Raw genomic sequence first — 12,489 nt, 5'->3', positions numbered from 1 at the left:
TGAGATCAAGCCCGTTCTGCTGTAAAGGAAACGACCTCTTTGATCTCTGCGGCTTGACATGCGAGCATGACCAATCGATCGAATCCTAGAGCGCATCCCGAGCAGGCCGGGATTCCAGACTCCATCGCCGCTAAAAGCTTGGAACACTCGGGCAGCGGCTGCTTTCCGTCTTGGACTCTACCCGCGTTAGCAATGCGGTCGCGTTCTCTCAGGATGTTTACATCTAGCAGTTCGTGGTATCCGTTAGCGAGTTCAATTCCGCGATAAAAAAGTTCGTAGCGTTCCGCCGTTCGCGGATCTTCCGAGCTGACGCGAGCCAGTGCTGCCTGGGAAGCTGGAAAGTTGGTAATCAAAGTCGGTCCATCAGCCCCGAGCTTGGATTGTACGCATTCCGAAAAGAGAAGATTCACCCAATCGTCCCAGTCCTCCGACCAATTGACGGAAGAAACGAGTTCTCGTTCTACTACATATCGAGCGAAATCCGATACCTTGGACTCGAATAGGTTCAGGCCAGTTGCTTGCTGGAATGCTTGCTCAAAAGTCATCGTCGATGTGTTGGCCGTGTTTAGTGTTTGCTCGACTAAATCGCAGAGCAAGCGTTGCCCGGCCTCGTATCCGGCACCGACATCATACCACTCCAGCATCGTAAACTCTGGATTGTGATGTCTTCCCAGTTCTCCATCTCGAAAAACAGGTCCAATTTGATATATGTTGGAGAGCCCCGAGGCCAACAATCGCTTCATGGATTGCTCCGGAGACGTTTGCAAATACCACGTCTCTGCGTCCGCGCCTGGCAATCGCATCGTCACCGGAATCGGATCTAAATGTCGATCGATCACGGCCTCGCGACAAAGGACTGGCGTCTGAACTTCTATGAAACCTCGTTGATCGAAGAAAGCTCGAACAAACCGTAGCACCTGAGCTCGCTGGTGCAATGCTTCAAGAGTTGCTTGGGACTGAAAATCGCATCGCATAGTCACACCGTATCGCTTGGTAGGTTTGACTACACTTGTTCTGAATGCTGGCTGTCGTGACGTTTTTGCGTAATCTCGACAGCGTTTAAAAGGGCTTTGGCTTTGTTCACCGTTTCCGCGTATTCGCTGGCTGGATCGCTGTCAGCTACGAGCCCCGCACCCGCTTGGATATAGATTTTTCCACCGCAAATCACCATGGTTCGCAGGGTAATACAAGTGTCCATGTTCCCGCGATAATCAAAGTAACCGACGGCACCGGCATAAGGACCACGCCGAGTTGGTTCGAGCTCATCGATGATTTCCATCGCGCGAACTTTGGGAGCACCGCTTACGGTTCCCGCTGGCAAGCAGGATTTGAACGCATCCATAGCGGTAAGGTCATCTCTCAAGGTGCCGCATACGTTCGACGAGATATGCATGACGTGAGAGTAATGTTCGACCACCATAAGATCGGTCAGTTTGACCGTGCCGAAGGCTGCGACCCGGCCGACGTCGTTTCGCCCAAGATCGACCAGCATGACATGTTCGGCACGTTCTTTGGGATCGGCCAGCAGCTCCTCTGCGAGCCGTCGATCCTCGTCGTGCGATTTTCCGCGAGGTCGCGTACCGGCCAGCGGTCGCACCGTGACGGTTCGCTCAAAGACCCTGGCCATCACTTCGGGGCTGCTGCCAATCAAGGTACAAGCGGGGGTCCGCACGAGAAACATAAATGGGCTGGGGTTCACCACTCGCAACGTTCGATAAATTTCGAGCGGATCGCTGCTACACTCCACCTCGAAACGTTGGCTTAAGACTACTTGAAAAATGTCTCCTGCCAAAATGTATTCTCGGCAGGATTCGACGGCAGCTACAAACTCCTCACGAGTGAAGTTTGATTTGGGGGCCAGGGTGACCGGCGTACCAAGCTGAATATCGTCCACTGCAACCGAATCGATCGGTTGACGCAGTTTGTTGACTGTGTTCTCGATGTCGGAACACGCTTGCTCGTAGGCAGCGAGGGATTCCTGTTCGGAGCGGCTGCTCGGGATCTTGACAAGGCGGACCACCATAACGGTTTTGTTGACGTTGTCGAAAACGAGGAGTTCGTCGTAAAAGCCGAAGTCCAAATCAGGAAGCTGGCGATCGTCGAGCGGCGCGTTGGGGAGTGATTCCACATAACGAATCACATCGTAGCCAGCAAACCCGATAGCGCCCCCGACAAACGGTGGAAGCTCAGCGAAATCGGCTACACTGATGCCGGTCAGTTTCCCTTGCAGAAAGTCGAGCGGGTCATCTACTTGAAAATGCTCCACTTGACCGTTGTGGTGCCATTCCACCTCATTTCGGCGCGCAACCATCCGAGAGCTCGGACCGATGGCGATAAAGCTATAGCGACCAATACGCTCGCCCCCGACCACGCTTTCAAATAAACACGCCGAGCTTTCGCCGTCGTCGAGTTGTTCAAAAGCCGTTACAGGAGTCAAGTGATCGCTCAGTAGTCGCCTGAAGACCGGAACCATATCGAACTTCGCAGCGGAAGCCAAAAATTCTTGCCTAGTTGGAAAAACGCTCATCTCCTGGTAATTGCTCTCAAAACGCGAAAAATGAAGGGTTCGGTAGCATCGCCCAATTGTTGCAAGATGTCTATACTACCACTGTTAAGAAAGAACGCGAACTGCTAGCCAGAGAAATCCCGTATGAAGTGTCAGCATTGCGAAAAGCCAGCCACGTTTCACATTACCGAGCTTACCGGTTCGGACGGCCCCAAGGTGCTGCACCTTTGCGAGGATCATGCTCGCGAGTATCTCAACGGCAATGGGGCCTCTCCCGCCACGGCGCTGTCGAATATGCTGGCCCAGCAACTAAAGATGGATATCACGACGAAGGATTTGGCAGCCACCGACCAGAAGACTTGTCCAGTTTGTGGCATCACCTTTGCCGAATTCCGCAAAGGGGGCCGGCTCGGCTGTGCCTATGATTACGTAGCCTTTGAAGACGATTTGGAGCCGCTACTGATTAGCATTCATGGGGCCCTAGAACACAAAGGAAAGATACCGAAAAATCGCCGAGGCTCGCCCGAACGCCAACGGCAATTGGCAGAACTCCGCGAAGAGATGAAGGCAGCTATCAAAAAGGAAGAGTATGAGCGAGCCAGCATCCTCCGGGATAAAATTGCGGCCTTTGAAGCCAATCTTTCAACAGAGTCATCCGAAGGGGAAATGGTTTCACTGGAAGAGTCGGTCTCTGAGGACGAGTTCCAGAATCGGGATGATAAAAGCGAATCGTAATGGCGTCGCTTAATCTTGACGAGAAGGAAGCCCCAGAGTGGGATGGCGGCAGAAAAAGCGAACTAGAGGCGAGTGGTAGCTATTCGCTTAGTATTCTATATGTGTTGACGATATTGGTTTCGCTGGGAGTCGTTGTTTGGTTTTTCATTAGAGGCGACAACCAAGCGTTTAGACCAATCAACGCGGGTTCCAATTTTCCAGATATAAGTTGGATTTTCGCAAGGGCTGTACGAGAGTTGGTGGTCACGGGAATCCTTCTCTGGTTAGCCACGCGTTCGAATAGGTCCAACATCGCGGCCCACCTTAGTCTTATAGCATGCGTCTTCGGATTGATTGTGGTGCAGTATTGGGAATTTTTTTCCAACGCTTTCTTTATATCTAGTTGGATTAACGGATTGACTTTCGCCCTTTGTGACCTTTGCAATTGGTACTGGATGTACGTGGGAATTGCTTGTGCATCGGCTTGGTTTAAGTTCGCTCTAATCCCGCGGTCCTATGTGTCGAACGGTTTCATTGATACACGAGAAATTCAAGAGAAGCTTCGCCGAAAAGCACGCGTCGCCATACGGATTGGGCTGGCATATTCAGCCTGCTTACTACTGTTAGCGGTTGGTTTGTTCGCGATCTATGGATACAGCAGTTCGGACTTCATACTTTGGCTGTGGATAGTCTTTTGCATATTGATCGCTCCCCTCACGTTGAGGTGGCTCCTGGGGCTAAGCTTTATCGGCTGGTTGTTCACCCTCAACGGGCCTCGAAATCGCCGTGTACTTGGGATTGGCATTTTGGCTTTGGGTTGCCTGTCCGTTTGGTGTCTAGCTCTAGTTGCGATGTATCCATTGGCGCATTTTTCGTTTCTGCGGGCCATCTATGTTCAAAATTCGAGCGTCGTCATTCTTTTCGCACTTCTCACGTTGTTACCCTCGCCGCTCCTTGGTTACTTGCTTGCTATTTTTATGACTCGCATCTTTGGATTTCGTTTCGTCTTCATCAATGGGGCCAGCAAGATGCTGGACAAAAATCGTTATCTAGGTGCGTTCGACGACTTTTCTGACGCCGAAGATCCCGAAATGTATTTGTAGGATCGCGGAACGTGTTCTCGCCAGGGAGAAGCCTTCCTTCAATAGCCAATTCGAGCAATAGCCAATTCAGGGCCGTTACTGGAGCTTCCAGGTAGCTTTTCTGCCCCCTGCGGCTTAAGATGTAAGAACCCGGTGTGGTCCGGGCCCCACCACTCAATCCCGCCAGACTTTTAAGCTATGTTTGCAACACTGCTGTCCTTATGCTCCGCTTACTCGAGCCGCAGAAATCATTGCGAGAGTCACCTATTGCAATGCATGATCGGGGTCGCCGTTCTAACATTGTTTGCGATTTCTGAATCGAAGTCGTACGGAGACGCTGAGGACGAACCGTCGAACTCCTCGGCTAACGTTACTCCGACTTTTGCCGTCGACTACGAGAAAGACGTACGACCGATCTTGGTCGACAACTGTTTGGCTTGTCACGGGGCGGATGCGGAAACTCGTTACGGTGGACTACGACTTGACTTGCGAGACGCTGCCCTGGCTGGTGGAGATTCCGAACTGCATGCGATCGTCCCAGGCAATCCCGACGAGAGCGAATTGATCCGTCGCATTACCTCAACCGATCCCGACGAGGTGATGCCACCTTCGCACCACGCGGAAAAGCTAAAACCTGAGCAGATCGAGATTCTGAAAAAATGGATCACACAGGGTGCTGAGTACGTGGAGCACTGGGCCTTTTCACCACCACAGAAAGAGGCGATCTCACTAAGTGACGGAGAAAGCCCGATCGATTTCTTTGTGCGTCGCAAACTCGAATCGCATGGTCTGACGTTTTCTCCCGAAGAAGCGAGCAACGTTCTTTGCCGCCGCCTTTATCTGGACCTTATCGGGCTACCACCATCACCGCAGGAACTAGAAGATTTTGCAAAGGAAGGTTACGAAGCCACGGTGGATAAGCTTCTGGCCAGCCCACGCTTCGGCGAAAAGTGGGGGCGCATATGGCTGGATGCGGCTCGCTACTCCGATACCAACGGCTACGAAAAAGACCTCAAGCGGGAGCAATGGATCTGGCGAGATTGGGTGATCGAAGCCTTGAACAAGGATATGCCCTACGATCAGTTCATCATCGAGCAGATCGCTGGAGACTTGCTTCCTAACGCAACGCAATCACAAATGATTGCCACTGGTTTCCTGCGTAACAGCATGATCAACGAAGAGGGGGCTATCATCCCCGAACAATTCCGAATGGTCGAAATGTTCGATCGGGTGGACTGCGTAGGCAAAGCGGTTCTGGGATTAACAACTCAGTGCGCCCAATGCCACACTCATAAATTCGACCCGTTGACGCACGACGAATACTTCGGCATGTTTGCATTTCTGAACAACTGCTACGAAGCACAATCGTGGGTCTACACTCCGGAACAGCAAGCCAAGAGAGACGAAGTCCTATCCGCCATTCAATTACAATTCGCTCAAGCTAAGAAAGATCGACCACAATGGCAGGACGAACAACAAGCCTGGATCGATTCCGTCACCAAGCAACTGGGGGATTGGACTCCCGTCGTGTTCGATGATCTCAATAGCGTCAGCGGTCTGAACCATCCAACTCAAGAGTATGATTTGTCTGTACTCATGCAAGGTCACACCAGCGAAGATGTCTACATGATCGGCGAACCGGAGCTCAATGGTATTACAGGCCTCCGACTGGAGTTGCTCAGGCACCTCGATATACCTTTCGGGGGCCCCGGGCGCAGCAGTGTTGGCACATGGGGGATTCGCGAACTCGAAGTGTTTATTCAAAAACCTGGAACTGAGACTTGGGAAAAACAAAAGCTCGTTAGTGCGACCGCTGATTTCTCCGAGCCGGAAAATCGCAATGAAAAGGATAAACAAGCCACCGGGCCCGTGGCACTGATGATCGATGGAGACAACAACACTTGGTGGAGAGCCGATCGTGGCCTCGGGCGGCGAAATAGTTCCTCGCAAGCGGTCGTGACCTTCGAAACACCGTTGACGTTCGAAAAGGGGACTCGATTCAAATTCGTCATGCGAATGACGGACATGGTGGGCTGCTGCCGTGTCTCTCTAACCAACTCACCGAATCCAGCGGCACCGCCCATTGACTTCGATGCTGTCCAAGCCATGTTGGTGCCGAGCGACCAAAGGACCGCAGACCAAAACGATGCAATTGTTGCCGCTTGGATCAAATCCGTGCCCGAGCTAGCACCTATACACGACCAGATCGAGGCGTTGTGGAAGCAATATCCGACGGCACTTACATCGGTGCTACATCTTGTAGAACGCGAGCCTGCCGCAGCGAGAGAGACTCGATTGTTAAATCGAGGAGAGTGGGATCAACCTACGGAACCCATCCCTCCCAAGACTCCGGCGGCTTTTCATTTGATTTCGCAAACCGTCGAGCAACCCGAACCCGCACGATTGGCCTTTGCAAAATGGCTGGTTGATCCGCAGTCGCCACTGACTGCACGGGTAGCCATCAATCGCATTTGGCAATCCATCTTTGGAACCGGCATTGTCGAAACGGCTGAGGACTTCGGCACACGGACCGCCGTTCCAGAGTATCGAGACATCCTCGACTATCTCGCTGTTGACTTTATGGAGCGAGGTTGGAGTCAAAAGGAAATGATTCGTCAGATCGTATTGAGCCAAACATACAAGCAGTCCTCGAAAGCAACATCTGCTTTGCTGGATCTCGATCCGAGCAATACGCTGCTCGCGCGAGGGGCACGCTTCCGATGCGATGCAGAAGTCATAAGAGATATTGCGATGGCCACGGCAGGCTTGATGCATCACGAGGTTGGTGGTCCTGGCGTGATACCGCCGGTACCGCAAAACGTCTTGGACTACAACTATGTGTATCCCGGTTATTGGAAACCCGCCGAGGGACCCCAGCGATATCGTCGCACGGTTTACAATTTCCGCAAACGCTCGATGCCTGATCCAGCACTGTCGACCTTGGATGCACCGAATGGCGACTTCTCCTGCGTTCGTCGCATTCGGTCCAACACTCCGCTCGCAGCTTTGACTGGACTCAATGAACCCATCTTTGTCGAGTCAGCCCAAGCTTTGGCGATGCGGATCCTTCGAGAGGCACCAACGACTGATTCCGAGCGGATCGATCATTTGTCGTTGGTCTGTTTGTCGAGACTTCCCACGGACGAAGAGAAAAAGGCACTGCTCGAGTTTTTACAACAACAGCGTTCTCGCGTTGCTGAGGGTTGGTTAAACCCTCGAGAGATAGCGACCGGTAAAGCAGACCAATTGCCAAACCTGCCAACGGGGGTAACCCCACAAGACGCAGCCGTATGGGTACTGGCTGCTCGCGTCTATTTAAACTTGGACGAAACCATTTCCAAGAACTAATTTTACGCAATCCTTCCATCGAAACCAAAAGCAACTATGAATACTCCCATCCACAACGAAATCCGTGAACTGGCAGCAAGTGCTTTGCGACGTCGTTGGTTCTTCAAAGAGTGCGGACTCGGTTTGGCCGGAATCGCGGCCGGCACTCTCATGCAAAAGGACGGTTTTTCCGCGTCTCTTCCTGACGCTGATGCCTTGGCTCCTCGGGCTCCCCATTTTGAGCCAAAAGCCAAACGGGTCATCTACATGTTCCAAGCGGGAGCACCGAGTCAGCTAGAACTATTCGACCACAAGCCCGAGCTGGAAAAACGGAATGGTCAGCTCCCACCGAAAAGTCTTTTGGACGGTTATCGAGCCGCCTTTATCGATCCCAAATCAGCATTGTTGGGAGGCAAATTTAAGTTCAAGAAGTATGGCAACTGCGGGATGGAGCTCAGCGAAGTTCTACCGGAAATCGGTAGCATTGCCGACGATATTTGCTTGATCCGGTCCATGCAAACCGATGCCGTGAATCATGCGCCTGGACAAATCTTGATGAACACCGGTTCCCAGCAGTTCGGCCGCCCGAGCTTCGGCTCGTGGGCTTTGTATGGTTTGGGTAGCGAATCCTCGGACCTGCCCGGCTTTGTTGTTCTGACCAGCGCCAAAGGAACAAGCGGTGGTGCCAGCAACTACGGAGCAGGTTTTCTCCCAACCGTCTATGGTGGTGTGCCCTTTCGAAGCACGGGAGATCCCGTATTGTATCTTTCCAATCCGCCAGGAATCGATCCCGGTGCTCAGCGAGATTCTCTCGATGCCATCCAACGACTCAACGAACTATCGATGAACAGTATCGGCGACCCTGCCGCGTTGGCCAGAATTCAAAGCTACGAAATGGCCTTTAAGTTACAAACGAGTGCACCGGAGCTGATGGACTTAGGGCAAGAATCTGCCGAAACGCTCGCCATGTACGGGATCAAAAATCCCAACGAAGCCAACTACGCCAGAAACTGTTTGCTCGCACGAAGATTGATCGAGCGCGGGGTTCGCTTTGTACAATTATTTCACGAGGTATGGGATCAGCACGGCAACCTCAAGGGAGGCGTGCAGCAGAACGCAATAGACACCGATAGAGCCAGTGCAGCTCTGGTGAAAGATCTCAAGCAACGCGGTCTCTTGGATGATACGCTGGTCGTTTGGGGTGGAGAATTCGGGCGTACGCCGATGGTTCAAGGTGGAGATGATGGACGGGACCACCACAATCGGAGTTTTAGCGTTTGGATGGCGGGTGGAGGCGTGAAACCTGGGCATACTCATGGTACCACGGACGAACTAGGCTTTAATGTGGCCGAGGATCCGGTGCATGTTCACGATCTCAATGCCACGCTTCTGCACTTGCTAGGACTGGACCATCTGAAGCTAACGTTTCGCTTCCAAGGCCGCGATTATCGTCTCACCGACGTGCATGGCAATCTCGTTCCTGGCATAATGACCTAAGATGGCAGACTATTCAGGACGCTAATATCCCAACTAACCACTTGTATGCAGGATTACTAGTTATGAAATCAACGAATTCACTACGACTCAAAAAGGTGCAACGACTAGTTCTGTTCTCGTTGGTCTGTGGTTTCGGAAACCTAGCGATTGCCGATATACCCTGGAACAACTGGAGAGGTCCCCATGGTTCGGGGGTAGCTGACGGCGTTAGTTACCCAACAAAATGGTCCGAAGATGCAAATGTTAAATGGAAACTCGACTTACCTGGTCGAGGGGCTTCCACACCTATCGTCGTTGATGACAAGTTGATTTTTACGTTATCGCATAATGACAAGAATACGGTGTGGGCCATCGACGAGAGTGGAAATAAGGTTTGGGAAAAACAACTCAGCTCATCTGCCCCGGGCAAAAATGCCAAAGCCAGCGGTGCGAACTCGTCACCGATCACCGATGGCAAGCACGTCTTTGTTTACTTTAAAAATGGCGAAGTGGCTGCGCTGGATTTGAAGGGTGAAGTGGTCTGGACGTTCAATATCCAGGAAAAGTACGGTCAAGATACGTTGTGGTGGGATCTGGGGACTTCTCCCATTCTCACCAAGGATCATTTGGTTATCGCCGTCATGCACTCTGGCCCCAGTTTCTTGCTCGCCATTGATAAGTCTAATGGGAACGAGGTCTGGAAAGCCGATCGCTGGCTGGATGTGAATCAAGAGTCGAACCAAGCGTATACGACTCCGGTCTATCACGATGATCAGATCATTACAGTTGGAGCCGATCATGTCACCAGCCATGACGCGACCAATGGGAAAGCTCTATGGAAGGTCGGCGGCCTGAATCCAGAAAACAATCCCTTTTTCCGATCTATTTCCTCGCCGGTCGTGGCCGGTGACTTGGTGATATGTCCTTATGCTCGGGGTAATACCCTGACCGCGGTCAACATTGCGAGGGAGGTGCCTGATGCCAAACGAGTTGCCTGGACCGCTCAGTTGGGAAGCGATGTTCCTACGCCGATTTACCACGACGGCAAAGTCATTAACTTAGGAGACAAAGGGCTGGTTACTTGCTTGGATGCACCCACCGGTAAAGTCTTGTGGCAAGAGCAACTGCCTCGCAACCGAAACACTTATAGCAGCTCTCCGATCTTAGCGGGTAATCATCTGTATTGCAGCCGCGAGGATGGCGTGACCTCGGTGCTCGATCTTAGCGGAGATGCGCCGAAGTTGGTTGCTGAAAATTCTTTAGAGGGTCAAACCGTAGCAACACCCGTATTCGTGAATGGACGAATTTACTTTCGAACGTTCGAAGCGTTGTATTGTTTAGAAAAGCTGTAGGTCCACTAATCCAGTTTGCTTTTCGATAATGATACAAATCGCACGAGGAATAATCCAAGTGCGATTCCGCCGCTCAGAAAGCAAACGAACCCTATCGGTGTTTCCGACCAACTCCAGTTGTCAGTCAGTGTTGTACCGAAGATGGAACCCAAAGTTGCTACGGGTAAAAACACTGCCGCCAATAAGTTAAGCCTGTGCGCCGCCACCGCCATGCTATGAGTCACTGCGGTTTGCTCGTCTGCTCGGCGAATCAAAGTTACTTGCATGGCATTCTTAGCATCTTCATACAGAAGATCGACTTGTCTGGAGATGTCGTAAGCTTTGTCGCGATGATCGATCAAGGAGCGTTCTTTGGGAAACGCCTTGCGAGCTTCTTCCAAGGTCGCCAGTAAATTTCTTGCCGATCGAATGATAGGCACTAAGCCATCGAGAATTTCAAGGTAGTCATCTGCGGTATTCGCTTGTGTCTCGGCTGCTTCATATGCATCGATCCGTTTTGCGTATCGTTCGAGGTGCATTGATAGAGCTGCTTTTCCGGGGTCGCCATTGCTGGCCCGCCATTCCCCTTGGGCATTCATCCAAAACAAAAGGCCGCGTCTAGCGGCCTCGTCGTGTTCAGGAACGTGATGGCAAACGATTAAGAGTTGATTCGAAGCGATCATACATCTTTGTCGCCCCACCGAAGTCCCTAGTCTTTCGCGAAATTCGTCCGGGAAATCGCTCCAGTTAGCGGGAATTAACGGTGAACTTGGCATAGCGGTCTCATTTCGTTAGAGAACTAGGATCGTCTGACTTTATCACCCAGATGATCTGGCTCAATATCTAGAGACTCTAGGCGCAAGCCTTTCCGGAAATTTCCGTCCCCCTCGCCTTATCCGCGCTTATCTTCCGCAGAATCGAAGCAAACTTTATAGACAGCCCCTGCGATTATCGCACCAACAATCGGAGCAACCCAGAAGAGCCATAATTGTGCCAAAGCCCAACCTTGGACAAAGACGGCAGGGCCAGTGGATCTAGCCGGATTGACCGACAGGTTTGTGACTGGAATTCCTATCAAGTGAATCAACGTAAGCCCCAAACCGATGGCGATTGGCGCGAATCCTGCGGGAGCTCGGCGATCGGTCGAGCCCAAAATGATCAGCAGGAACATGAAGGTAAGAACGACCTCCGCGACGAGGCAGGCGAACATAGAATACTGTCCGGGCGAGTGCTCTCCGTATCCGTTACTGGCGAATCCAGCGGCCAGAGAGAAACCATCCTTGCCAGAAGCAATGAGATATAGCACGCCAGCCCCTGCAATCCCTCCTGCGACTTGAGCAATTACGTACGGAACAAATTCCTTCATCGGAAATCGACCGCCCGCGACCAACCCGGCTGAGACGGCAGGGTTGAGATGGCACCCCGAGATATGTCCAATCGCGTAGGCCATGGTGAGTACGGTCAGGCCGAATGCTAATGAGACTCCTACGAAGCCAATGCCCAGATTGACACTGGAGCTTTCTATTGAGGCTGCAAACATGGCAGATAAAACCGCACTACCACAGCCACCAAAAACCAGCCAAAAGGTACCTATACCTTCGGCAACACATCGCTTTCCAAGATTCATTTTTTTGCTTTGATAAGAAAGATGAGACGGTAATGTTTAACGAGTTATCCCGTCGAGACCGCGCAGATCATATCATATCTCCTTGCACTGCAAACCCCAGGAGTCCCTTGCGCATCGCCCCAAAGTTTATAGCTACCCCAAAGAGGATTTGCTTAAATGGAAAAACTAACCTCCAGAATTGGTCTGGGAGGTGCGTTAAGAACTGCGGGCTCATACACTTGCACCTTGGGTGGTGTAGCTTGCTCTGGATTTCTTTCGTAGCCGAAACTGCTTAACCCCTCTTGACTCAATCGCCACTGCTCCCAAAAACTAGACGCGTAGCTAGCCGCGATCCCGAACACGATGGCACAAACGAAAACTGCAACAATGGTCTCTTTCGACTTATTCATATCCAGCTCCAAAACCGTGTGTGTGTGATACTTTTTA

General features: G+C 51.8%; 10 protein-coding genes. 5 read left to right on the top strand and 5 right to left on the bottom strand.

What is annotated here, in order from left to right; all coding sequences use genetic code 11:
* Positions 1-5: 5 nt before the first annotated feature.
* Together epmA and trpE are read right to left on the bottom strand one after the other, a co-directional pair.
* Entirely contained in the window at positions 6-974 is a 969-nt protein-coding gene (epmA, locus tag SH449x_RS18085) for an EF-P lysine aminoacylase EpmA (RefSeq protein WP_482377478.1), read from the bottom strand.
* A gap of 29 nt (positions 975-1,003) precedes the next feature.
* Entirely contained in the window at positions 1,004-2,527 is a 1,524-nt protein-coding gene (gene trpE, locus SH449x_RS18080) for an anthranilate synthase component I (protein WP_482377477.1), read from the bottom strand.
* Positions 2,528-2,650: 123 nt separating this feature from the next.
* On the opposite strand from trpE, the gene SH449x_RS18075 reads away from it, so the two are divergent.
* From SH449x_RS18075 to SH449x_RS18055, 5 genes are all read left to right on the top strand, one after another.
* Entirely contained in the window at positions 2,651-3,241 is a 591-nt protein-coding gene (locus tag SH449x_RS18075) for a UvrB/UvrC motif-containing protein (RefSeq protein ID WP_482377476.1), read from the top strand.
* Positions 3,241-4,323 carry a hypothetical protein gene (locus SH449x_RS18070; RefSeq protein WP_482377475.1) on the top strand — a complete coding sequence of 361 codons (1,083 nt, stop codon included), beginning with the start codon at positions 3,241-3,243 and terminating at the stop codon, positions 4,321-4,323. Before SH449x_RS18075 ends, SH449x_RS18070 begins: the two co-directional genes overlap by 1 nt.
* A gap of 255 nt (positions 4,324-4,578) precedes the next feature.
* The gene (locus SH449x_RS18065) at positions 4,579-7,650 is read left to right on the top strand and encodes a PSD1 and planctomycete cytochrome C domain-containing protein (RefSeq protein WP_482381836.1); all 3,072 of its coding nucleotides are present in this window, start codon (positions 4,579-4,581) and stop codon (positions 7,648-7,650) included.
* Between the two features lie 36 nt (positions 7,651-7,686).
* Positions 7,687-9,126 (top strand): DUF1501 domain-containing protein, encoded by a 1,440-nt coding sequence (locus SH449x_RS18060; RefSeq protein WP_482377474.1) that lies wholly within the window; start codon positions 7,687-7,689, stop codon positions 9,124-9,126.
* A 62-nt stretch (positions 9,127-9,188) separates the two neighbouring features.
* Entirely contained in the window at positions 9,189-10,457 is a 1,269-nt protein-coding gene (locus tag SH449x_RS18055; RefSeq protein WP_482377473.1) for a PQQ-binding-like beta-propeller repeat protein, read from the top strand.
* A 5-nt stretch (positions 10,458-10,462) separates the two neighbouring features.
* On the opposite strand, the gene SH449x_RS18050 is transcribed toward SH449x_RS18055, so the two are convergent.
* From SH449x_RS18050 to SH449x_RS18040, 3 genes are all read right to left on the bottom strand, one after another.
* Entirely contained in the window at positions 10,463-11,212 is a 750-nt protein-coding gene (locus SH449x_RS18050; RefSeq protein ID WP_482377472.1) for a hypothetical protein, read from the bottom strand.
* A 116-nt stretch (positions 11,213-11,328) separates the two neighbouring features.
* Entirely contained in the window at positions 11,329-12,063 is a 735-nt protein-coding gene (aqpZ, locus tag SH449x_RS18045; protein WP_482377471.1) for an aquaporin Z, read from the bottom strand.
* Between the two features lie 152 nt (positions 12,064-12,215).
* Positions 12,216-12,452, bottom strand: a complete 237-nt coding sequence (locus SH449x_RS18040; protein WP_482377470.1) for a hypothetical protein — start codon at positions 12,450-12,452, stop codon at positions 12,216-12,218.
* Positions 12,453-12,489: the final 37 nt, after the last annotated feature.

This window comes from Brakhagea baltica (genome assembly GCF_052161605.1).
Taxonomy (GTDB): domain Bacteria; phylum Planctomycetota; class Planctomycetia; order Pirellulales; family Pirellulaceae; genus JBKCUI01.
The sequence above is the reverse complement of the archived record's forward strand: the minus strand, read 5'-3'. Positions and strand labels throughout refer to the sequence as shown.

Coding starts and splice junctions, on each gene's coding strand:
- aqpZ (WP_482377471.1), bottom strand. CDS start 12,063: ATGAATCTTGGAAAGCGATGTGTTGCCGAAGGTATAGGTACCTTTTGG.
- SH449x_RS18055 (WP_482377473.1), top strand. CDS start 9,189: ATGAAATCAACGAATTCACTACGACTCAAAAAGGTGCAACGACTAGTT.
- SH449x_RS18040 (WP_482377470.1), bottom strand. CDS start 12,452: ATGAATAAGTCGAAAGAGACCATTGTTGCAGTTTTCGTTTGTGCCATC.
- SH449x_RS18050 (WP_482377472.1), bottom strand. CDS start 11,212: ATGCCAAGTTCACCGTTAATTCCCGCTAACTGGAGCGATTTCCCGGAC.
- epmA (WP_482377478.1), bottom strand. CDS start 974: ATGCGATGCGATTTTCAGTCCCAAGCAACTCTTGAAGCATTGCACCAG.
- trpE (WP_482377477.1), bottom strand. CDS start 2,527: ATGAGCGTTTTTCCAACTAGGCAAGAATTTTTGGCTTCCGCTGCGAAG.
- SH449x_RS18065 (WP_482381836.1), top strand. CDS start 4,579: ATGATCGGGGTCGCCGTTCTAACATTGTTTGCGATTTCTGAATCGAAG.
- SH449x_RS18060 (WP_482377474.1), top strand. CDS start 7,687: ATGAATACTCCCATCCACAACGAAATCCGTGAACTGGCAGCAAGTGCT.
- SH449x_RS18070 (WP_482377475.1), top strand. CDS start 3,241: ATGGCGTCGCTTAATCTTGACGAGAAGGAAGCCCCAGAGTGGGATGGC.
- SH449x_RS18075 (WP_482377476.1), top strand. CDS start 2,651: ATGAAGTGTCAGCATTGCGAAAAGCCAGCCACGTTTCACATTACCGAG.